The organism is Streptomyces sp. CA-210063 (assembly GCF_024612015.1).
GTDB lineage: Bacteria > Actinomycetota > Actinomycetes > Streptomycetales > Streptomycetaceae > Streptomyces.
On record NZ_CP102512.1, the window covers coordinates 4,379,825 to 4,400,467 of the forward strand.

At 70.4% G+C, this 20,643-nt stretch carries 18 protein-coding genes; 4 read left to right on the plus strand and 14 right to left on the minus strand.

Annotation, left to right across the window (positions count from 1 at the left end):
- Positions 1-20: 20 nt before the first annotated feature.
- Positions 21-1,877 carry a phosphatidylglycerol lysyltransferase domain-containing protein gene (locus JIX56_RS18840; protein WP_443032053.1) on the plus strand — a complete coding sequence of 619 codons (1,857 nt, stop codon included), beginning with the start codon at positions 21-23 and terminating at the stop codon, positions 1,875-1,877.
- A 284-nt stretch (positions 1,878-2,161) separates the two neighbouring features.
- On the opposite strand, the gene JIX56_RS18845 is transcribed toward JIX56_RS18840, so the two are convergent.
- The 11 genes from JIX56_RS18845 to dacB form a co-directional block, all read right to left on the minus strand.
- Positions 2,162-2,653, minus strand: a complete 492-nt coding sequence (locus tag JIX56_RS18845; RefSeq protein ID WP_257542204.1) for a DUF3180 domain-containing protein — start codon at positions 2,651-2,653, stop codon at positions 2,162-2,164.
- A gap of 143 nt (positions 2,654-2,796) precedes the next feature.
- Positions 2,797-3,408 carry a 2-amino-4-hydroxy-6-hydroxymethyldihydropteridine diphosphokinase gene (gene folK, locus JIX56_RS18850; protein WP_257542206.1) on the minus strand — a complete coding sequence of 204 codons (612 nt, stop codon included), beginning with the start codon at positions 3,406-3,408 and terminating at the stop codon, positions 2,797-2,799.
- A complete protein-coding gene (folB, locus tag JIX56_RS18855; RefSeq protein WP_257542208.1) occupies positions 3,405-3,764 on the minus strand; it encodes a dihydroneopterin aldolase in 360 nt (119 codons plus the stop codon). The genes folK and folB overlap by 4 nt, the downstream gene beginning before the upstream one ends.
- 248 nt (positions 3,765-4,012) lie before the next feature.
- Positions 4,013-4,516, minus strand: a complete 504-nt coding sequence (locus tag JIX56_RS18860) for a nuclear transport factor 2 family protein (RefSeq protein ID WP_257542210.1) — start codon at positions 4,514-4,516, stop codon at positions 4,013-4,015.
- On the minus strand, positions 4,513-5,379 hold the full coding sequence (gene folP / locus JIX56_RS18865; protein ID WP_257542212.1) for a dihydropteroate synthase: 867 nt from the start codon (positions 5,377-5,379) through the stop codon (positions 4,513-4,515). The genes JIX56_RS18860 and folP overlap by 4 nt, the downstream gene beginning before the upstream one ends.
- 58 nt (positions 5,380-5,437) lie before the next feature.
- Complete coding sequence (folE, locus tag JIX56_RS18870; protein WP_257542214.1) at positions 5,438-6,043, minus strand: GTP cyclohydrolase I FolE; 606 nt, start codon at positions 6,041-6,043, stop codon at positions 5,438-5,440.
- 184 nt (positions 6,044-6,227) lie between these two features.
- Positions 6,228-8,243 (minus strand): ATP-dependent zinc metalloprotease FtsH, encoded by a 2,016-nt coding sequence (gene ftsH / locus JIX56_RS18875; protein ID WP_257542216.1) that lies wholly within the window; start codon positions 8,241-8,243, stop codon positions 6,228-6,230.
- A 178-nt stretch (positions 8,244-8,421) separates the two neighbouring features.
- Complete coding sequence (hpt, locus tag JIX56_RS18880; RefSeq protein WP_257550969.1) at positions 8,422-8,982, minus strand: hypoxanthine phosphoribosyltransferase; 561 nt, start codon at positions 8,980-8,982, stop codon at positions 8,422-8,424.
- Between the two features lie 90 nt (positions 8,983-9,072).
- Positions 9,073-10,161 carry a tRNA lysidine(34) synthetase TilS gene (gene tilS, locus JIX56_RS18885; RefSeq protein WP_257542218.1) on the minus strand — a complete coding sequence of 363 codons (1,089 nt, stop codon included), beginning with the start codon at positions 10,159-10,161 and terminating at the stop codon, positions 9,073-9,075.
- A gap of 191 nt (positions 10,162-10,352) precedes the next feature.
- Positions 10,353-11,477 carry a zinc-dependent metalloprotease gene (locus JIX56_RS18890; RefSeq protein ID WP_257542220.1) on the minus strand — a complete coding sequence of 375 codons (1,125 nt, stop codon included), beginning with the start codon at positions 11,475-11,477 and terminating at the stop codon, positions 10,353-10,355.
- Between the two features lie 156 nt (positions 11,478-11,633).
- Positions 11,634-13,280, minus strand: a complete 1,647-nt coding sequence (dacB, locus tag JIX56_RS18895; protein WP_257542222.1) for a D-alanyl-D-alanine carboxypeptidase/D-alanyl-D-alanine endopeptidase — start codon at positions 13,278-13,280, stop codon at positions 11,634-11,636.
- A gap of 80 nt (positions 13,281-13,360) precedes the next feature.
- Between dacB and JIX56_RS18900 the strand changes: the two genes are divergently transcribed.
- A complete protein-coding gene (locus JIX56_RS18900) occupies positions 13,361-13,852 on the plus strand; it encodes an inorganic diphosphatase (protein WP_020113767.1) in 492 nt (163 codons plus the stop codon).
- 139 nt (positions 13,853-13,991) lie between these two features.
- Positions 13,992-15,719 (plus strand): threonine/serine ThrE exporter family protein, encoded by a 1,728-nt coding sequence (locus tag JIX56_RS18905; RefSeq protein ID WP_443031839.1) that lies wholly within the window; start codon positions 13,992-13,994, stop codon positions 15,717-15,719.
- Positions 15,720-15,850: 131 nt separating this feature from the next.
- Here the strand turns inward: JIX56_RS18905 and JIX56_RS18910 are convergent, their stop codons facing one another.
- Complete coding sequence (locus tag JIX56_RS18910) at positions 15,851-16,789, minus strand: DedA family protein (protein WP_257542225.1); 939 nt, start codon at positions 16,787-16,789, stop codon at positions 15,851-15,853.
- A 175-nt stretch (positions 16,790-16,964) separates the two neighbouring features.
- Positions 16,965-17,726 carry a MerR family transcriptional regulator gene (locus tag JIX56_RS18915; RefSeq protein ID WP_257542227.1) on the minus strand — a complete coding sequence of 254 codons (762 nt, stop codon included), beginning with the start codon at positions 17,724-17,726 and terminating at the stop codon, positions 16,965-16,967.
- Between the two features lie 375 nt (positions 17,727-18,101).
- Here JIX56_RS18915 and JIX56_RS18920 point away from each other — a divergent pair, with 375 nt between their 5' ends.
- A complete protein-coding gene (locus JIX56_RS18920; protein ID WP_257542229.1) occupies positions 18,102-18,443 on the plus strand; it encodes a hypothetical protein in 342 nt (113 codons plus the stop codon).
- A 139-nt stretch (positions 18,444-18,582) separates the two neighbouring features.
- On the opposite strand, the gene JIX56_RS18925 is transcribed toward JIX56_RS18920, so the two are convergent.
- A complete protein-coding gene (locus JIX56_RS18925; protein ID WP_257542231.1) occupies positions 18,583-20,562 on the minus strand; it encodes a PucR family transcriptional regulator in 1,980 nt (659 codons plus the stop codon).
- Positions 20,563-20,643 lie beyond the last annotated feature (81 nt).

Here is a 20,643-nt window from a genome sequence, read left to right on the forward strand (position 1 = left end):
CTGTCAGGACAGATGGGGAAATATCGGGTGAGGTTCCGGTCCGGTCGGACCGACTCCCATCGAGCGCCGTGCGGCGCGGATACGGCGCCGTGCGCGGCGTGCTGCGCGGGCCGCGCCCCGAGGCCGTGCCCGCCCTGGTCGCCAGGGCCTGCACGCTCGTCGGGCTCGTGGACATCGCCGCGGGCGTGTTCCCCCGCTTCCGGAACAGTCGTATGCACGCGCTGGCCGAGGTGCTGCCCGGCGCGCTCGGCCCGTTCGCGGCGGCCCTGTCGCTGAGCGCCGGAGTCCTGCTCCTGCTGCTCGCCCACGGGCTGCGGCGGCGCAAACGGCGGGCCTGGCGCGCGGCCGTGATCCTGCTGCCGGCCGGGGCGCTCGCCCAGTTCACCTACCGTCACTCGCTCGTCGGCGTCCTCGTCTCGCTCGCGCTGTTCATCCCGCTGCTGCGCCACCGCGACGAGTTCCGCGCCCTGCCCGACCCGACCAGCCGCTGGCGGGCGCTCGCCAACTTCATGCTGATGGGGGCCGGTTCGATCGTCCTCGGCCTGGTCGTCGTCAGCGCCCACCCCGGGCGCATGGTCGGCGACCCGAGCCTCGCGGACCGCCTCGAACACGTCATCTACGGCCTCTTCGGCATGGAGGGCCCGGTCGGCTACGTCGGCGACACGTCCTGGACGGTGGCCTTCTCCCTCGGCGCCCTAGGTCTGCTGACCGCCATCACCACCATCTACCTGGCCTTCCGCCCCGAACACCCGGCGGCCCGCCTCACCGACGAGGACGAGGTACGGCTGCGCGCCCTGCTGGAGAAGCACGGCGGCCGCGACTCCCTCGGCCACTTCGCGCTCCGCCGGGACAAGGCCGTCGTGTTCTCGCCGAGCGGCAAGGCCGCGGTGACGTACCGCGTCGTCTCCGGCGTGATGCTCGCCAGCGGCGACCCGATCGGCGACGTCGAGGCCTGGCCCGGCGCGATCGAGCGCTTCATGGACGAGGCGAAGGCCCACTCCTGGACCCCGGCCGTCATGGGCTGCTCGGAGACGGGCGCCGAGGTGTGGACCCGCGAGACCGGCCTCGACGCCCTCGAACTGGGCGACGAGGCGGTGGTGGATGTCGCGGATTTCTCCCTCGCCGGACGTGCGATGCGCAACGTGCGTCAGATGGTGAAGCGCATCGAGCGGCTCGGTTACGAGACCCGGGTACGGCGCGTCCGTGACCTCGGCGAGGCGGAGCTGGACCGGATCCGCCGCGCCACCGAGGACTGGCGTGGCACCGACACCGAGCGCGGTTTCTCCATGGCGCTCGGCCGCATCGGCGACACGGCCGACGGGGACTGCCTCATCGCCACGGCCCACAAGGCGGACGAGATCCCGGGCGCGTACGGCGACCTCAAGGCCGTACTCCACTTCGTCCCCTGGGGCCCTGACGGCGCCTCACTGGATCTGATGCGCCGCGACCGCTCGGCGGACCCCGGAATGAACGAACTCCTCATCGTCGCGGCCCTCCAGGCGGCCCCCCGCCTGGGCGTCCAGCAGGTCTCCCTGAACTTCGCGATGTTCCGCTCGGCCCTGGCGCGCGGCGAGAAGATCGGCGCCGGACCGGTGCTGCGCGCCTGGCGCGGGCTGCTGGTCTTCCTCTCCCGCTGGTTCCAGATCGAGTCGCTGTACAAGTTCAACGCCAAGTTCCGCCCCCGCTGGGAGCCCCGCTTCGTCGTCTACGCCGCCTCCCGCGACCTCCCCCGTATCGGCTTCGCCGCCATGCAGGCCGAGGGCTTCGTCAACCTCGCCCTCCCCCGCGTCTTGCGCCGACGCGCCAAGGCCCCGGCGCCGTGCGCCCATGCGGTGGCGGAGCGAGGCATGAGCGAACGAGGCGTACGCGCGGCCTGACACCGGCCGCCACACGGACAGGCCTGAGCGAGGGCCCCCAACTACCCCGTGCCCGGGGCTCTCGCTCAGGCCCCACAAAGGGCCCTAGGGGGTGTTTTGAAAGTCCAGTGCGGTGCCCGCGGTGTTCGGTGCGTGCCCTCGGCGTGCCGGACGAAGGCCCTCGATGGGGGTCCCCCCGCTCGAGCGAAGCCGAGAGTGGGGGAGGAGCTACTTGGGTCTTTGGCCGGTGCGGCGAGGGTGCGTGCCGGGCGCCGTGGGTGCTGTGCGGGGCTTTCAAAACACCCCTAGACCGCCCGCGCCGCCCCGCCGCCGCCGTTCGTGTCGTCGTCCTCCGGGAGCTTGCAGACGCGCTCCAGGAAGAACGCGGCCACTATGACGGCGATGCCCGCGAGGACGGAGAACCCGGCGTAGATGGCCTGGTCGCGGCGGGCCGGAATCTCCAGGTGTTCCAGGAGGAAGACGCCGACACCGCCGTACATCCCGCAGACGAGGGCGGCGACAAGGGCGCTGGCCTGTCCGAAGACGACCGCGCGGGCGGCCATCAGGGGGTCGACCCCCTTGGCGTCGGGCCGGCGCTCCCGCTGGGCCTTGAGCCGGTTGCGGATGGACAGCGCGGTGGCCGTCAGGACGGCGGCGATCAGGGCGAGCACGATGGGGGCGGCCAGCGGGACGCTCGGCAGTGTGCCCACCGAGTTCCACAGCCGGGCCCCGGCCCAGGACAGCACCCCCGCCACGACGAACACCGTGGCCAGCGTCCTGATGCGCAGCTCTTTCACGATGCCCCTTCGACGAGCCCGATGGTCCACGGACGCCGGGATCACGAACGACCGGGTGGTCGGCCCGGCCGGTGGTCCCGACGGCGTCGGGTGACGATCCCGACCCGGTCGGGTGACGATCCCGACCCGGTAGACCTTAACGACTACTCGGGCAGCTGGAGTTCCAGGTCGGCGCGGGGCGACACGCCCTCACGGGTGATGTCGGCGAGCAGCCGGGCGACCGGGCCGCGGCCGGAGAGCTGGGCCTCCGGCTCGACGTCGTGCCAGGGGGCGAGGACGAAGGCCCGCTCGTGCGCGCGCGGGTGCGGCAGGGTCAGCGCCGGGTCGTCGGAGACCACGTCCGCGTAGGCCACGATGTCGACGTCGAGCGTGCGCGGCCCCCAGCGCTCGTCCCGGACCCGGTGGAAGGCCTCCTCGACGGCCTGGGCCCGCTCCAGGAGGGACGACGGGGGCAGCGTCGTCTTCAGCACCACGACCGCGTTGAAGTACGACGGCTGGCTGCCCGGTGCCACGCCCCACGGCTCGGTCTCGTACACCGGCGACACGGCCTTGATGCGGACGCCGGGGGTGTCCTCCAGCGCGTCGATGGCGCCCTGGAGGTTCTCCAGGCGGTTGCCCAGGTTCGAGCCCAGGGAGACCACGGCCCGCCGGGGGTTGTGCAGGGTCGTGTCGGCCTCGTCCACCTTCCGCACGACGGAGGCGGGCACCGGCTGTACGGTCGGGTCGCTCTGACCCTCGGTGAAGAACGCGGTCATACTCGGCTCCGGGTGATGGTGACGGTCACGTCGTCGAAGGGGACCGTGATCGGCGCGTCCGGCTTGTGGACGCTGACCTCGACCTCCTGGACCCCCTCGTGCTTCAGGCACGCCTGGGCGATGCGCTCGGCGAGCGTCTCGATGAGGTTCACCGGCTCGCCCTCGACGATGCCCACGACCTCCTCCGCCACGATCCCGTAGTGCACGGTCTTCGCCAGGTCGTCGTCGGCCGCGGCCGGCCGGGTGTCCAGGCCCAGCGTGAGGTCCACGACGAAGGTCTGGCCCTCCTCGCGCTCATGCGTGAACACCCCGTGGTGTCCACGGGCCCTGAGGCCGCGCAGCGCGACACGATCCACGCGAATCACTCCTGCAATCGTCGGGGGCGGCCGATGTCTTCCGAGTGCGGTCGGCACACCGGCCACACCCGAATCTACCTGCGGGCACTGACAGCGTTCACCCACGGAAGCTCGGGCCCACCCCCGTACAAGCAGGGTTCATCGAGCGTTTCCCCGAGGGAACACGATGGCTCACGGTTCGGAAGCCGCCCATACCCGCGAGCCTGTGTTCCCAATCACTCCTTGGGCCTGGAGGACCGCCTACCCACTCAGGAAGGTGACTCCTCGCCCTCGTCCTCATCGGATTCGGTCAGGACGGGAGAGCCGTGGTGCGACCAGAGCTTCCAGCCGTCGGATGTGCGACGGAACACATTCGTCGCGACCACCAGCTGCCCCACGAGCGGCCCCAGCTCATCGCTGCCGTCCGGCGCCGGACCGCCGCTGAGGATGTTCTCGGTACAGGTGACGAGCGCCGTGTCCCCGGTGACCGACACATGCACATCGGTCAGGAAGAACTGGATGTACTCGGTGTTCGCCATGATCAGCGCGTACGACCGCAGCACCTCGCCCCGGCCGGTGAGGACCGGCCAGCCGGGGTGCACGCAGGAGATCACGCCGGTCTCGGCGGGGTCGTGGTACTCCTCGTCCACGCCCACGTCGGCCGGGGTCAGCCAGAGCGAGGAGAGCGTCTCGAAGTCGCCCTGTTCCATCGCCTCGTAGAAGGCCCGGTTGGCGAGTTCGACGTGTTCGACGTCGGTGTGGGGTGCGCTCACCGTTCCCGGGCTCCTTCGATGGCGCGGGTCACGCGGACCGCGTCGGCGGTGGCGCGGACCTCGTGCACCCGGACCGCCCAGGCGCCCTGCTGGGCGGCCAGGGCCGACACGGCGGCCGTCGCGGCGTCCCGTTCCCGTGCGGGCGGCGGGGCGCCCTTCGGGCCCGCCAGGACCCGGCCGAGGAACCTCTTGCGGGAGGCGGCGACCAGCAGGGGGTGGCCGAGGGCGTGCAGCCGGTCGAGGTGGGCGATGAGGGTGAGGTCGTGCTCGGCGTCCTTGGAGAAGCCGAGGCCCGGGTCGACGATGACGCGGTCCGCGGCGACACCGCCCTCCAGAACGGCCTCCACGCGCGCGTGGAGCTCGTCCAGCACCTCGGAGACGACGTCCCCGTAGACGCCCCTGACGTTGCCGCCCTCCAGGAAGCCGCGCCAGTGCATCACCACGAAGGGCGCGCCCGCGTCGGCGACCACCGGGATCATCGCGGGGTCGGCGAGGCCGCCGCTGACGTCGTTGACAAGTGCGGCGCCCGCCGCGAGGGCCTGCTCGGCGACGGAGGCGCGCATGGTGTCCACGGAGACGGTGACGCCCTCGGAGGCCAGTCCCCGCACGACCGGGATGACCCGCCGGAGTTCCTCCGCCTCGTCGACACGGGTGGCACCGGGACGGGTCGACTCACCGCCGACGTCCACCAGGTCCGCGCCCTCCCCCACCATGTCCAGGCCGTGCTTGACCGCCACCGTGGTGTCGAACCAGCGTCCGCCGTCGGAGAACGAGTCCGGGGTGACATTCACGACCCCCATCACCGCACAACGGTCCCACAGGGGCATTCCGGCCACGCGGCCACGCCGGTTCTGCATGCTCATGCGACAAGCCTAGGCCCCGGGAGCGGCGGCGATCGTCCTATCCCGGTGCCGGGGGCGATCAGTGGGCCATGATGAGACTCATCGCCTCGTTGCGGGTGGCCGCTTCCATGAGCTGGCCGCGCACCGCCGACGTTATGGTCTTCGCGCCGGGCTTGCGGATGCCGCGCATCGACATGCACATGTGTTCGCACTCGACGACCACGATCACCCCGCGCGGCTCCAGGATCTCCATCAGCGAGTCGGCGATCTGCGTCGTCATCCGCTCCTGCACCTGCGGGCGCCGGGCGTAGACGTCCACGAGCCGCGCCAGCTTCGACAGACCGGTGATCTTGCCGCTGGCGGACGGGATGTACCCGACATGGGCCACCCCCCGGAACGGCACCAGATGGTGCTCACAGGTCGAGTACACCTCGATGTCCTTGACCAGCACCATCTCGTCGTGCCCGAGGTCGAAGGTCGTCGTCAGCACGTCCTCCGGCTGCTGCCACAGCCCCGCGAAGATCTCCTTGTACGCCCGCGCCACCCGCGCCGGCGTCTCCCTGAGCCCCTCCCGGTCGGGGTCCTCACCGACCGCGATCAGCAGTTCACGCACGGCGTTCTCGGCACGCTTCTCATCGAACTCGCCGATGGTGCCCTCGCCGTCCAGCGTCACGGGGTCGGTCATGTGGTGCCTCGCTCCTGAGCGTGTGACGCATACGGGCTACGCGTCTCATGTTTCGGCCATACGAAAATGCCGCGCCCCCCAGGCTAAAACCAGGGGGGCGCGGCATCCATTCGGGTCCGGATGAGGCGGCGGGCCAGAAGCGGGGCTTCCGGCCGGTGGCCGGTTCTCACCGGTGGAGCGTCAGCTAGCTCTCCGGACTCTCCTCCGGGGTCGCCTCGACCGTCGCCTTGGTGGTGATCGCCGGCGTCGCGCCATTGGCGCCGTTCGTCAGTGCGAGCTCCCTGGGGGAGAGCACCGGCGGACGGGTGGAGGGGGTGCGGCGGGAGGAGCCGGTCCAGGCGGGCCGGGGCGGACGCTTGACGATGGGGGCGAAGATCTCGGCGATCTGCTCCTTGCCCAGCGTCTCCTTCTCCAGCAGCTGAAGCACCAGGTTGTCGAGGACGTCGCGGTTCTCGACCAGGATCTCCCAGGCCTCGTTGTGCGCGTTCTCGATGAGCTTCTTGACCTCTTCGTCGACCAGCGCGGCGACCTCTTCCGAGTAGTCGCGCTGGTGAGCCATCTCACGTCCGAGGAACGGCTCCGTGTTGTCGCCGCCGAACTTGATGGCACCGAGACGCTCGGTCATGCCGTACTGCGTGACCATCGCGCGGGCCAGGCTGGTGGCCTTCTCGATGTCGTTCGCGGCGCCGGTGGTCGGGTCGTGGAAGACCAGTTCCTCCGCCGCGCGGCCGCCCATCATGTACCCGAGCTGGTCGAGCATCTCGTTGCGGGTCGTCGAGTACTTGTCCTCGTCCGGCAGGACCATCGTGTAGCCGAGGGCGCGGCCCCGGGACAGGATGGTGATCTTGTGGACCGGGTCGGAGTTCGGTGAGGCCGCCGCGACCAGGGCGTGCCCGCCCTCGTGGTACGCGGTGATCTTCTTCTCCTTGTCCGACATGATCCGGGTCCGCTTCTGCGGTCCCGCGATCACACGGTCGATCGCCTCGTCCAGCATGTGGTTGTCGATCAGCTTCCTGTCGCTGCGGGCCGTCAGGAGCGCGGCCTCGTTCAGGACGTTGGACAGATCGGCACCCGTCATACCGGGGGTGCGGCGGGCGACAGCCCCGAGGTCGACGTCGGGCGCGACCGGCTTGCCCTTCTGGTGGACCTTGAGGATCTCCAGACGGCCCTGCATGTCCGGGCGGTCGACGGCGATCTGCCGGTCGAAGCGGCCCGGGCGCAGCAGCGCCGGGTCGAGGATGTCCGGGCGGTTCGTCGCGGCGATGAGGATCACGCCGCCCTTGACGTCGAAGCCGTCCATCTCGACGAGCAGCTGGTTCAGCGTCTGCTCGCGCTCGTCGTGACCACCGCCGAGGCCGGCGCCGCGGTGGCGGCCGACCGCGTCGATCTCGTCGACGAAGACGATCGCCGGGGCGTTCGCCTTGGCCTGCTCGAACAGGTCACGGACCCGGGAGGCACCGACACCGACGAACATCTCGACGAAGTCGGAACCGGAGATCGAGTAGAAGGGGACGCCCGCCTCGCCGGCGACGGCGCGCGCCAGCAGCGTCTTGCCCGTACCGGGCGGGCCGTAGAGCAGCACACCCTTGGGGATCTTGGCGCCCACGGCCTGGAACTTGGCGGGCTCCTGCAGGAACTCCTTGATCTCGTGGAGCTCCTCGACGGCCTCGTCGGCGCCCGCGACGTCCGAGAACGTCGTCTTCGGGGTGTCCTTGGTGATGAGCTTGGCCTTGGACTTCCCGAAGTTCATGACCCGGGAGCCGCCGCCCTGCATCTGGTTCATCAGGAACAGGAAGACGACCACGATGAGGACGAAGGGGAGCAGAGACAGCAGGATGCCGACGAAAGCGTTCTGCTTGGTCGGGGAGACCGTGTAGCCGTCGGGGATCTGCTTGTTCTGGAACTTGTCCTGCAGGGTGTTGGCCAGGGTCACACCCTGGTCGCCGATGTAGCTCGCCTGAATCTTCGAGCTGCCCTCGATCTTCTGCCCGTCCTTGAGCTGAACCTTGAGGATCTGCTCTTCGCCGGTGGTCAACTTGGCCTCTTGGACCTTGTTGTCATTGATCGCCTGGACGACCTGGCCCGTGTCCACCGTCTTGTAGCCGCCGGACGAGCCGACGACCTGCATCAACACGACCACGGCAAGGACGGCCAGCACGATCCACATGACTGGCCCACGGAAGTATCGCTTCACGTCCATCCATACGGAGCGGTGCCGCCCCGTCCCTCCTGCCATAGTGAGTTTGATAAAAGACTGTTCTTCGGACGGTACCCCAGCATTGTCACCACAAGCCGCAGGGGACCGATGGCAATACCGTCCACGCATGCTCCAACGGCGCGAAACCCGCTGGGGTTCCCGAGCGTCTTACAAAGGTGGTTCAGCCACCGTAGACGTGGGGCGCGAGCGTACCGACGAACGGGAGGTTGCGGTACTTCTCGGCGTAGTCGAGGCCGTAGCCCACGACGAACTCGTTGGGGATGTCGAAGCCGACCCACTCCACGTCGAGGGAGACCTTGGCGGCGTCGGGCTTGCGCAGCAGGGTGCAGATCTTCAGGGACTCGGGCTCGCGGGAGCCGAGGTTGGAGATCAGCCAGGACAGGGTCAGGCCCGAGTCGATGATGTCCTCGACGATCAGGACGTGCTTGCCCTTGATGTCGGTGTCGAGGTCCTTGAGGATCCGCACGACGCCGGAGGACTGGGTGCCCGCGCCGTAGGAGGACACGGCCATCCAGTCCATGGTGACCGGGGTGGACAGCGCCCGGGCGAGGTCCGCCATGACCATCACCGCGCCCTTGAGGACTCCGACGATGAGCAGGTCCTTGCCCGTGTACTCCGTGTCGATCTTCGCGGCCAGCTCGACCAGCTTCGCGTCGATCTCTTCCTTGGTGATGAGCACCTCTTTGAGGTCGGCACCCATGTCTTTCGCGTCCACCCGCATCACTTTCGGTCGGTCGTCCCGGGGCCGCTCCCGGACGCCCGTCCCGCGAGGGGCCCAGGGCCCGTGTGAGGGGCCCGTCGGCGTCCGGTTTCAGCCTTGCCGAATCACCAGTCTGCCACCCTGGCGCTGGGCGACGACGCGGCCGGGGAGATTGATGGCCCCCTGGCCTCGCCAGCCGGTGATGAGACGGTCGACCTCCTCGATGTGCCGGGCGAAGAGGGAACCCGCCGGAGCACCGGCCTCGATGGCGGCGCGGCGCAGGATGCGGCGGCGTACGGCGGGCGGCAGGGCGTAGAGCTTCGCGCACTCCAGCAGGCCCGCGGCGTCACGGACGGCAGGTTCGGCCTGGCGGGCCCAGGTGTCGAGGGCGTCGGCGTCGTCCCGGGAGAGCCGGGCGGTACGGGCGAGGGCCTCGACGACGCCCTTGCCGAGCGCCTTCTCCAGGGCGGGCAGGCCCTCGTGGCGGAGCCTGGACCGTGTGTAGGCCGGGTCGGCGTTGTGAGGATCGTCCCAGACGGGGAGGGACTGGGCCATGCAGGCCTTGCGGGCGGTCTGGCGGTCGAGCCCGAGGAAGGGCCGGCGGTAGCGGCCGTCGGCCCCCGAGACCGCGGCCATACCGGACAGGGAGCGGATGCCGGAGCCGCGGGCGAGACCGAGCAGGACGGTTTCGGCTTGGTCGTCGCGGGTGTGGCCGAGCAGGACGGCGAGGGCGCCGTGGCGCTCCAGGGCGGCGTCCAGGGCGGCGTAGCGGGCGTCGCGGGCGGCCGCCTCGGGGCCGCCGTCGCGGCCGACGGTGACGGCGACGGACTCGGCCGGGTCGAGGCCGAGTTCCCGAAGGCGCAGCACGACTTCGTCGGCGCGCAGGTCGGAGCCCGGCTGCAGTCCGTGGTCGACGGTGATGCCGCCGGCCCGGATGCCGAGCTTGGGCGCCTCGAAGGCGAGGGCGGAGGCGAGCGCCATGGAGTCGGCGCCGCCGGAGCACGCCACGAGCACGAGCGGCGGCTCGTGTACGGCCGTGGAGGGGGCGGGCGCCGGTCGTGCGCCCGTCCCGGACGGCGCACCGGGGGTCGCGCGGGCGGGCGCGTGAACGGTGGTGTTCGTGCGGTGTTCGGTGAGGAGGTCGTGGAGTACGCGGCGGACCGCCAGGCGTATCGCCGCGACCGCGGGGTGGGGACCCATGTCCGGTTCCCTTCATGAAATTGTCGGGGGGTGAGCCCGAGTTCGGTCACTCAGAGTGTGTAGATGGTGACAGAACCGGGCCGTTCCCCGAGCATTGCACGCCTACCCCTCGCTCACGGTCCCTCGGACGGGTGATTGGAGGGGCGTTTGCCTGCCGAAGGCCGGATTCGTTCACCACGCTCACGCACGGCTCACGACTCCGCCTTGCGATGCACCCGCGCGACCCAGTCCGCCGGTTTGGCGATCTCCGCCTTGGTCGGCAGGGTGTTCGGAGAGGTCCACACCCGGTTGAAACCGTCCATGCCGACCTGTTCGACGACCGCCCGTACGAACCGCTCGCCGTCCTTGTACTGCCTGAGCTTGGCATCCAGACCCAGCAGCTTGCGCAGGGCCTGGTCCAGGCGGGAGGCCCCCTTCGCGCGTCGCTGCTGGAACTTCTCGCGGATCTCGGCGACCGAGGGCACGACCGCCGGACCGACCCCGTCCATCACGAAGTCGGCGTGGCCCTCCAGGAGGGACATGACGGCGGTCAGCCGGCCGAGGATCTCGCGCTGGGCGGGGGTCTGCACCAACTCCACGATCGAGTGACCGTCGTCGCCGACCTCTCCCTCGGGGCGGCCACCCGCGAGTGACTGGGCGGCCTCCCTGATGCGCTCCAGGAAGGTCGTGGGGTCGACCTCGGTCTCCCCCAGGAACGACTGGATTTCACCCTCCAGGTGGTCCCGCAGCCAGGGGACCGCCGTGAACTGCGTCCGGTGCGTCTCCTCGTGCAGACACACCCAGAGGCGGAAGTCGTGGGGCTGTACGTCGAGTTCGCGCTCCACGTGCACGATGTTCGGCGCGACGAGCAGCAGCCGGCCGCCGCCGTTCTCGCCCGCCGGGAGCTCGCGGGTCGCCGGGGCGAACGTCTCGTACTGGCCGAGGACCCGGGAGGCGAGGAACGACAGGAGCATGCCCAGCTCCACGCCGGTGACCTTGCCGCCGACCGCGCCCAGTACGGCACCGCCCGGCGTGTTGCTGCGACGTTCCTGCATCTTGTCCAGCAGCGGCTTCAGCAGCTCCCGGAAGCCTGCGACGTTCGCCCGGACCCAGCCCGGGCGGTCCACCACGAGGATGGGGGTGTCGTCGCCCGTGTCGGGCAGCATCCGTGTGAAGGCGCGGACGTGCTCCTCCGACGCCTTCGCGTGTCGGCGGAGCTCGGCGACGATGGCCCTGGCCTCGTCGCGGCTCACCTCGGGGCCCGGCCGCACGAGCCGGGTCGCGGTCGCCACCGCGAGATTCCAGTCGACCATCTCGGCACCACCGATACGAGTCATGTTGTCAACCGTACGTGAGCGCTGCCGCTTGGGGCAGGCCACGAAGGTGGGGGGTGGTACCGGTCGCGCTTCGAGTGCGGGTGCGTCGTGGTTGCTCGCGCAGTTCCCCGCGCCCCTGAAAAGCATGGGGCTGCGCCCCTGCTTTTCCCCCGGAGGTCAGCGGCAGCCGCACGTGGCCAAGGCTGAGGCTGCTGTGTCCAGAGCCGATTGGGCTGCTGCTTTGTCGGTGGTGTCCATGGCCAGGAAGGCGAAGGACAACAGGCGGCCGTCGGCGTCCACGACCGTGCCGGCGAGGGTGTTGACGCCGGTCAGGGTGCCTGTCTTGGCGCGTACGACACCGGTACCGGCGGCCTCCGGGGTGTAGCGGGAGCTGAGGGTGCCGGTGAAGCCGGCGATGGGGAGGCCGGTGAGGACGGGGCGGAGTTCGGGGTGGGAGGGGGCGGCGGACTCGGCCAGGAGGGTGGTGAGGAGGGCGGGGGTCAGTTCGTTGCCCCGGCTGAGGCCGCTGCCGTCGGCGAACTCGACGCCTTCGAGAGGGAGTTCGAGTTTCTTCAGTTCCTTCTTGATGGCCGCCGCGCCGCCGTCGAAGCTCGTCTGCTCGCCCGTCGCGAGGGCGACCTGGCGGGCCAGGGCCTCGGCGATGTCGTTGTCGCTGTTGGTGAGCATGCGCTCGACCAGGGTGGAGAGGGGCGCGGAGGAGACGGCCGCGAGATCCTCGGCGTTCTTCGTGGCCTCGGCGGAGCCCTCGGTCCTCGTCGTGACGCCCCGTTCCTCCAGGAGGTCCGCGAACTTCGCGGTCGCGTCCGCCGCCGGGTCCTCGCTGCGCTTCGCCGTGCCGCTGGACGAGTCGTTCAGGCGGGCCTCGTCGACCATGAGGGCGGTGACGGGGGCGAGGTTGTCGTTCTCACCGATGGAGTGCATCACCGGGCCCTCGTAGAGGGAGGCGTCGTAGGTGAGGGTGATCTCCTTCAGGTGACGCTCGGCGAGGGCGGCGGCCGTCTCGTCGGCGAGGGTGCGCAGGCTCGCGTACCCGCCCGTGTCCTTGTGGGCGGTGAGGGTGGGGTCGCCGCCGCCGACGAGGACGACCTCGGCGGAACCGGGCTCCAGGACCGTACGGGTCTCGATGCGGTGGTCGGCGCCGGCCGCCGAGAGGGCCGCGGCGGCCGTGGCGATCTTGGTGGTGGAGGCGGGGGTCAGCGCGTCGTCCGCGTTCTGGCCGTAGAGCTGCTCGCCGGTCTCGACGTCGACGACGGCGGCCGCGCGGCGGGGGCCCAGGACGGAGGAGTTCAGGAACGGGTCGAGGACGGCGGCCAGGGCACCGGACTCGGGCGCGGAGCCCGCCCCTGCGGCGCCGCCGAGGCCGGCGAGGACGGAGGGGGCGCTGGGCGCGGGTTTGGGCGCCCCCGCCGCCGTACCGGACGACGTACCGGAATTACGTCCGTGATCTGCGCCACCCTCGCCACCGCGCGATGCCGCCCAGTCGCGCTCGGCCGTACGCTGACCGGTGGAGTCCCAGGGTCCGGCGGCGGCCACCGCCCCGGCCGAGAGCACCAGCCCCAGGGTGGCCGCGCCCGCGGTGAGCTGGAGGGTCGTGAGCTTCTTCGTGTTCCTCGTGAGCTGCGAAGAGCGTGCCGTGATGGCGCTCGTGACGCGTACGACACCGGGTTTCACCACCTGTGCGACGCGCGCGACGCCGGGTTTCACGGCGTGCGTGACGCGCGCGATCCCCGGTTTCACGGCGCGCGCGACCCGCACCACACGCGGTCTCGCGGCCCGCCAGACCTTCGGCTCCCGCACGACCAACCAGCCCCTTTCGCGATCACACACCGGCGTGAGGGACACTTAACCACCAGAACTATGTGTTGATCATGGAGGAGCCACCGGTGGAGTTCGACGTCACGATCGAGATTCCGAAGGGTTCGCGGAACAAGTACGAGGTGGACCACGAGACCGGTCGGATCCGCCTGGACCGTCGACTCTTCACCTCGACCGCCTACCCGACCGACTACGGCTTCGTCGAGAACACTCTCGGCGAGGACGGCGACCCGCTGGACGCGCTGGTCATCCTGGACGAGCCGACCTTCCCGGGCTGCCTCATCAAGTGCCGTGCGATCGGCATGTTCCGGATGACGGACGAGGCCGGCGGCGACGACAAGCTGCTGTGTGTCCCGGCGACCGACCCGCGGGTGGAGCACCTGCGTGACATCCACCACGTGTCGGAGTTCGACCGCCTGGAGATCCAGCACTTCTTCGAGGTCTACAAGGACCTGGAGCCCGGCAAGTCCGTCGAGGGCGCCGACTGGGTCGGCCGCACCGAGGCCGAGGCCGAGGTCGAGAAGTCGTACCTGCGCTTCAAGGAGCAGGGCGGTCACTGACCTCCCCGGCTTTCTTGCCGACTGTTTCCGCGAACGGGCCGCGTGCCCCCTTGAGGGGTGCGTGGCCCGTTCGCGTATCAGTGCGTGCCGGTGCGCATACTGAGGCGTACCGGAGGTGTCGTTCAGGGAGCGCGGCGGAGTGGGAGTGACGGAACCCGAGGACCTCGGGCCCAAGGAGGACCGTAAGCCGGTGTCGGACGAGGCGAGCAGCGCCTTCGTGCCGGTGGGGTTCGCTCTGGGGATCGACGGCGATGCGTCGGTGACCTCGGAGTTCGCGATCCCGGCCGGGCTGGACGTGCCGGCCGCCGGGCCGGAGTCCGAGGCGCAGACGACCTCGGAGTTCGCGCTGCCGCAGGGGCTGGCGCCGCCCGAGCCGGTCGCCGGGGAGCAGGAGGGGTCCGCGTTCAGCGTGCCGCGGACGTACAGCGCGCGGCACGCGCCGGTCGCCTTCACGCCGCCCAGCGGGATTCCGCTCGTCAGTCTGACGAAGGACGTGCCCTGGCAGGACCGGATGCGCACGATGCTGCGGATGCCGGTGGCGGAGCGGCCCGCGCCGGAGTCGCCGGCGCGTGTGGAGGGCGAGACGGGGCCCGCCGTGCCGCGTGTGCTCGACCTCACGCTGCGTATCGGCGAACTGCTGCTGGCGGGCGGCGAGGGCGCGGAGGACGTGGAGGCGGCGATGTTCGCCGTCTGCCGGTCCTACGGCCTCGACCGCTGCGAGCCGACCGTGACCTTCACCCAGTTGTCGGTGACCTATCAGCCGTCGCTCGTGGACGACCCGGTCACGGCGTCCCGGATCGTACGGCGCCGGGCCACCGACTACACGCGGCTCGCGGCCGTCTTCCAGCTGGTGGACGACCTCAGCGACCCGGAGAGCGCGACCTCGCTGGAGGAGGCGTACCGGCGGCTCGCGGAGATACGGCGTAACCGGCACCCGTATCCCGGCTGGGCGCTGACCGTGGCGAGCGGGCTGCTCGCGGGTGCCGCGTCCGCGCTGGTCGGCGGTGGGGTCGTCGTCTTCGTCGCGGCGGCGCTGGGCGCGATGCTCGGTGACCGGCTGGCCTGGGTGTGCTCGGGGCGGGGGCTGCCGGAGTTCTACCAGTTCCTGGTGGCGGCGATGCCTCCCGCGGCGATCGGGGTGGCGCTGACGGTGGCGCATGTGGATGTGGCGGCGTCCGCCGTCATCACCGGTGGGCTGTTCGCGCTGCTGCCCGGGCGGGCGTTGGTGGCGGGTGTGCAGGACGGGCTGACCGGTTACTACATCACCGCGTCGGCCCGGTTGCTGGAGGTCATGTACCTCTTCGTGGGCATCGTGGTGGGGGTGCTGCTCGTCCTGTACTTCGGTGTGAGTCTGGGCGCCGAGCTGAGCCCCGACGCCGCGCTCGGCAGTGCGGAGCGGCCCCTGTGGCAGCTCGGCGCGTCGATGCTGTTGTCGTTGACCTTCGCGGTGCTGCTTCAGCAGGAACGATCCACCGTGCTGGCGGTGACCCTCAACGGGGGTGTCGCCTGGGCGGTGTACGGGGCCATGCACGATGCGGGCGATATCTCGCCGGTCGCCTCCACGGCGGTGGCGGCGGGTGTGGTGGGGCTGTTCGGGCAGTTGTTGTCGCGGTACCGGTTCGCTTCCGCGTTGCCCTATACGACCGCGGCGATCGGCCCCCTGTTGCCGGGTTCGGCCACGTATTTCGGGCTGTTGGGGCTCGCGCAGAACAATGTGGATGCGGGGTTGGTGTCGCTGACGAAGGCGGCGGCGTTGGCCATGGCCATTGCCATCGGGGTGAACCTTGGGTCCGAGTTGTTCCGGTTGTTCTTGCCTGGCGCTGCGCGGGCTGGGCGTAAGGCTGCGAAGAGGACCCGGGGGTTCTGAGCGCCTGAGAGCTCGGGGGCTACTGAGTTGTTGGCGGCTGCGGGTTCGTTGTGGCTGATCGCGCCCACGCGGCGGAGCCGCACATCGATACAGCCCCGCGCCCCTGAGAACGGGGCGCGGGACCTCGGTTGTCAGTACTGCGGGTAGTCCTGGCCCTGGTAGCCATGCTGGTTCTGGTTCTGGGGGTGCTGGGTGGGCTGGGGGTACTGCTGGGCGTACGGCTGTTGTTGGGGCTGCTGGTGGCCGTAGTCCTGGTAACCCTGCTGCTGGTAGCCCTGGTTGTCGTAACCCTGATTGTTGTAGCCCTGGTTGTCGTAGGCCTGGTTGTCGTAGGCCTGGTTAGGGTCGTACGGCCGTTCGGGCTGGGTGGGGGGGATGCGGCGGAGTTGGGTCGTCGCGTCGTCCATGACCGGGGCGGCCGGGGGCTGCTGGGACTGCTGGGGCTGGTTCTTCTTCGCCTTCCTCGCCTTGAGGAGCTCGAAGATGATCGGGAGGACCGAGATGAAGACGATGAGGAGCAGCATCGCCTCGATGTTGGTCTTGACGAACTCGATCTGACCGAGCCAGGAGCCGAGGAGGGTGACGCCCGCGCCCCAGAGGATGCCGCCGACGACGTTGAAGATGAGGAACGTGCGGTACCGCATGCCGCTGACGCCGGCGATGATCGGCGTGAACGTGCGCACGATGGGCACGAAGCGGGCCAGGATCAGGGACTTCGGGCCGTGCTTCTCGAAGAACTCGTGGGCCTTGGTGACGTTCTCCTGCTTGAAGAAGCGGGAGTCGGGCCGCTTGAAGAGGGAGGGGCCGACCTTCTTGCCGAACATGTAGCCCGCCTGGTCGCCCAGGATCGCGGAGACGCAGATCAGGACGATGGCCAGCCAGAGCGGGAAGTCCAGCGTCTTCGCGGTGATCAGCATGCCCGCCGTGAAGAGCAGTGAGTCACCCGGCAGGAAGAAGCCGATGAGGAGGCCCGACTCGGCGAACACGATCAGGAGCAGGCCCCAGATGCCGAACGAGTCGAGCAGATAGTCCGGGTCCAGCCAGCTCGGTCCGAGGGCGATCGTCGTCACGGTTCCGGGCTCCTGGGGGTGAGAGTGAGGGCCTGTGGGTGAGGGCCCACAAGGATGGGCCTCACAGGGGTGGGACCCATAGGGGTGACCAAAGCTATCAACGCACGGTCACCCCACTAGGTTCCACCGGTTCCTCCAGAGTGCCCTGTGGGCACACGGGGACCAAGCCGTGTGGTCAGGGGCGCCTGCGGGCCGCGTTGGCGATGATCGCCTCCTTCAGGTGCTCGGCGAGACCGGGGCGCATGGAGTCGTAGAACGCCTTGAAGCGCTCGTCGGAGACGTACATCTCACCGAGGCACTGGTGCATCTCGTACGGGCACTCGTAGTACCAGGTGCCGATGTGCTGTCGATGCTCCTCGGCCAGGTCCATGGCCCGCTCGCCGGTCGACGGCTCGCCCTCGGCCATCAGGGCCGTGTAACGCTCGCTCCAGTCGTTCGCCTCGACCTGCAGGCGCTTCCAGTCCTCCTTGGTGTACGAGGCGGCGCGGCGCTGCGACTCGGCGTACGCCTCCGTGCCGCCCCAGCGCTGTTCCGCCTCCTCGGCGTACTGCTCGGGGTCCTTGTCGCCGAAGACCTCGAACCGCTCCTCGGGGGTCAGGTTGATGCCCATCTTGCGTGCCTCCATGGCGTGCTCCACGGCCGCGGCCATCTTCTGCAGCTTCTCGATCCGGGCGGTCAACAGCTCGTGCTGGCGGCGCAGGTGGGCCCGCGGGTCCGCTTCCGGGTCGTCGAGCAGGGTCGCGACCTCGTCGAGGGGGAAGCCGAGCTCCCGGTAGAACAGGATCCGCTGGAGCCGGTCGAGGTCGTCGTCTCCGTAGCGGCGGTGGCCCGCGTGGGTGCGCTCGCTCGGTACGAGGAGGCCGATCTCGTCGTAGTGGTGCAGCGTGCGCACCGTGACGCCGGCGAAGCCCGCGACCTGTCCCACGGTGTAGCTCATGCTTCCGCTCCCTTTCTCGGTACGCGTCACAGACTGGGACCTCACGTCACGTGAGGTGCAAGTGCGTTTCCGCAAGGCGTCCCCTTCGCGAAACGCACTCCCCATGTGTCACACCCGTCTCAATGTGCACAACGCAAAGCCGCGTCGCGCGGACCGTGCAGGTGTGCAATGGCCTGCTCCCCGGTGGTCTTCCTACGCTGAGCACACTTCAGCCGGAGCGGTCCCGTCGGATGGTCCGGATGATGTCGGCCACTGCTCGGTTCGGTGTTCGTGGGCGAAACGCGTGGCCCGTCACGGGGGTGCGGGCCGGGCGTTTCGTCGACGGGCGGGACAGGGTCGCTCTTCTGACCCGGTACCCCCCGCAGAGGAACTTCCTTGACCCAGACGAACGTCGAGGGCGTCTCGTTCGCCAGCATCAGTGCCGCTCTGGAGGGGGTGGACCGCTCACGGCTGACGATCGTGCCCCTCTTCACGGGAGACGGCGGTTTCACGGCCCACCTCGTCGTGTGGCCGCCGAACTCGCAGAGCCAGGCATGTCTGCACGAGGACTTCGCCGAGGCCGCCCACATCGTCGCGGGCAGCATCGTCGACGAGGACGGTACGGAGCACCGGGCGGGCGGGCTGTGGCTGCGCCCGGCGCACCATGTGCACCATCCGCGCGCCGGAGCCGAGGGCGCACAACTCGTGCTGTGGCGGGTGAACGTACCGGCCTCGTGAGGGCGCGGCTCGCCGAGCCGTGGTGCGACACGCCGGATCGCCGGATCGCGGGATCGACCGAGCGGCCCGCGCACGTGTTGGGGCACGTGTGCGGGCTCGGTCCATGGCGGGCGTCAGTGGCGGGGGTCCGTGGCGGAGGTCAGCGGCCCGTCGGCTGGCGCAGGGCCGGGCGGCCCAGCAGGACGTGCAGGGCGAGGGCGATGTCCGCCACGGTGACCACGTCGGTGTCGGTGATGCCGACCATCCTGGTGGAGAAGTCCATACCGAGGAGGGTGGCCGCGTCCCGGGTGTGGTTGCGGACGGTGGCCTCGGAGAGGCCGAGGGCGCGGGCCGTCTCCTTGGTGCTGAGGTTGTTCTCCAGCCAGACGCAGAGGGTCTCGACGAGATCCCGCTGATCGGCCCGTACGGCTCGCAGCCGCTCCTCCGCCCAGGCCTTGGACCCGCCGTCCGCCGCCCCGGCCGCCATCAGCGCGGCGAAGTCGGGCGCCTCGGTGTCGTCGGGCGCCTCGGCGGGTGTGTGCGGCAGGGCGAGGATGTCGAGGGCGAGCAGCACCAGGATGCGGTCGTTGGCCGAGCCTCGGAGGTCGAGGGAGAGGATCTTCCCCGCTCGGTTCAGGCGCTGGGTGACGGTGTTCCGGTGGATGCCGAGGCCACCGGCGGCTTCGGTGTGCTTGAAGCTCAGGGCGGTCGGGAGGGTTTCCAGCAGCAGCTTCCGCTCGTCGCCCCGGCCCGGGAAGGCGTCGAGCAGCGGGGCCATGAGGTCGGCGGCCCAGGCCCTGGCTTCCCGCCTGGGGAGCAGCGGGGCGAACTTGGCCCTGGAGCCGCCCAGGCTGATGCGGTGCGGGGTCCCGGCCGCGTCGCCCACCGCCGTCAGCGCCTCCAGGTAGCCGACCGCGGTCTCGGCGAGCGGGTGCAGGCGGCTCTGGCCCATGAGGTGGCCCTGGCGGGCCGCGATCATGTCCTTGAGGACCGTCTCGACCCGGTCGCTCTCGCGGACGGGGTCGAGGATGAGGATGTGCTTCGGCTTGCCCGGGCAGGCGGACACGATGGCCTGTTCCGCGAGGGCACGCTCGCACCAGCTCAGGGTGGCCTCGCGCTCCTGCGGTCCCGTGTCGACCACGTAGACCCGGGCGCTGTCCGTGTCCAGCAGGGCCTGTGCGGCGCCCGTGTAGACCACCTGCGCCAGAACCGTTTCTCCCCGCATGAGCAGCTGGAACGCGGCGTGCCGTACGGCCCGTGGTGTCTCCACCCTGGCCTGGTGCTCCCGGCGGGCCTGGTCGCACAGGCCCAGGAGCTTCGCCGCGTGCTGGATGAGGGCGGTGCCCGCGCTGTCGAAGGGAGTGGGGGAGGCGATGGCCAGGCGGGCCTCGTCCTCGCTGCCGGGAGGCCCCGGAGATATCGAGACGATCCGGGTGTGCAGGGCGCCCCCGGGGGCGGGCGTGCCCCTGTCCGGCCCGGCCGGCGTCGACGCGCCCGCCGCGGCCTCGTGGGCCCCGGTGATGACGGCGTGCGCCAGACCGGCCGGTGCGCTGTCCGGTACGGCCGCGAGCACGCCGCGCCGGGCCGAGGAGACGAGGACCTCGGCGTCCAGGGCCACGGAGAGCCAGTCGGCGATGCGCCGTACGGCCGTGGGGTCGGCGAGCCGGGCCGGCAGCCGGTTGAGGAGACCGTCGAGATGCTCGACCTGGCGCTCCGCGAACTCGGCGCGCCGTAGCCGCAGATCCGCGTTGACGTGGTCCCAGGCGGCGGTCTCGGCGGAGGTCGTCAGCAGGGGCAGCTCCAGGCGGTTCGCGGCCGCGAGCGTGGCGTCGGGGAGGGTCCGGAGGTCGTGGCCGGGGGTGTTGAGCACCAGCCCGGCCGCCTTGCCGCGGTTCAGGAGACGGATCACGTGGTCGAGGGCCTGGACGGCGGCCCGTGACGGCTGGGGCGCGTCCAGGGTGACCAGGAACAGCGTCCCGCTCTCGAACGAGGAGTCGGTGAGCGTGCGGGACAGCTCGGTCACCGGCCGGACGACGACCTCGGTGACCCTGGTCGCGCCGTGGCGGGACGCGTGCCCCGGCTGCAGGAACCGCAGCCGCAGCGGGGGCCGCTCATTGATCAAATAGTCAAGGGTGGGCAACTCTGCCGTCCCTCCCTGCTCCACGCGTTTGGATCCGCAGGACGCTCAACTCCGCCTGCTGTGTTTGCTTTTGTCACACGG

Coding starts and splice junctions, on each gene's coding strand:
- folK (WP_257542206.1), bottom strand. CDS start 3,408: ATGACCGCGTTCTTCACCGAGGGTCAGAGCGACCCGACCGTACAGCCG.
- folP (WP_257542212.1), bottom strand. CDS start 5,379: ATGAGCATGCAGAACCGGCGTGGCCGCGTGGCCGGAATGCCCCTGTGG.
- folE (WP_257542214.1), bottom strand. CDS start 6,043: ATGACCGACCCCGTGACGCTGGACGGCGAGGGCACCATCGGCGAGTTC.
- ftsH (WP_257542216.1), bottom strand. CDS start 8,243: ATGGACGTGAAGCGATACTTCCGTGGGCCAGTCATGTGGATCGTGCTG.
- hpt (WP_257550969.1), bottom strand. CDS start 8,982: ATGCGGGTGGACGCGAAAGACATGGGTGCCGACCTCAAAGAGGTGCTC.
- tilS (WP_257542218.1), bottom strand. CDS start 10,161: ATGGGTCCCCACCCCGCGGTCGCGGCGATACGCCTGGCGGTCCGCCGC.
- JIX56_RS18890 (WP_257542220.1), bottom strand. CDS start 11,477: ATGACTCGTATCGGTGGTGCCGAGATGGTCGACTGGAATCTCGCGGTG.
- JIX56_RS18915 (WP_257542227.1), bottom strand. CDS start 17,726: ATGAGCTACACCGTGGGACAGGTCGCGGGCTTCGCCGGCGTCACGGTG.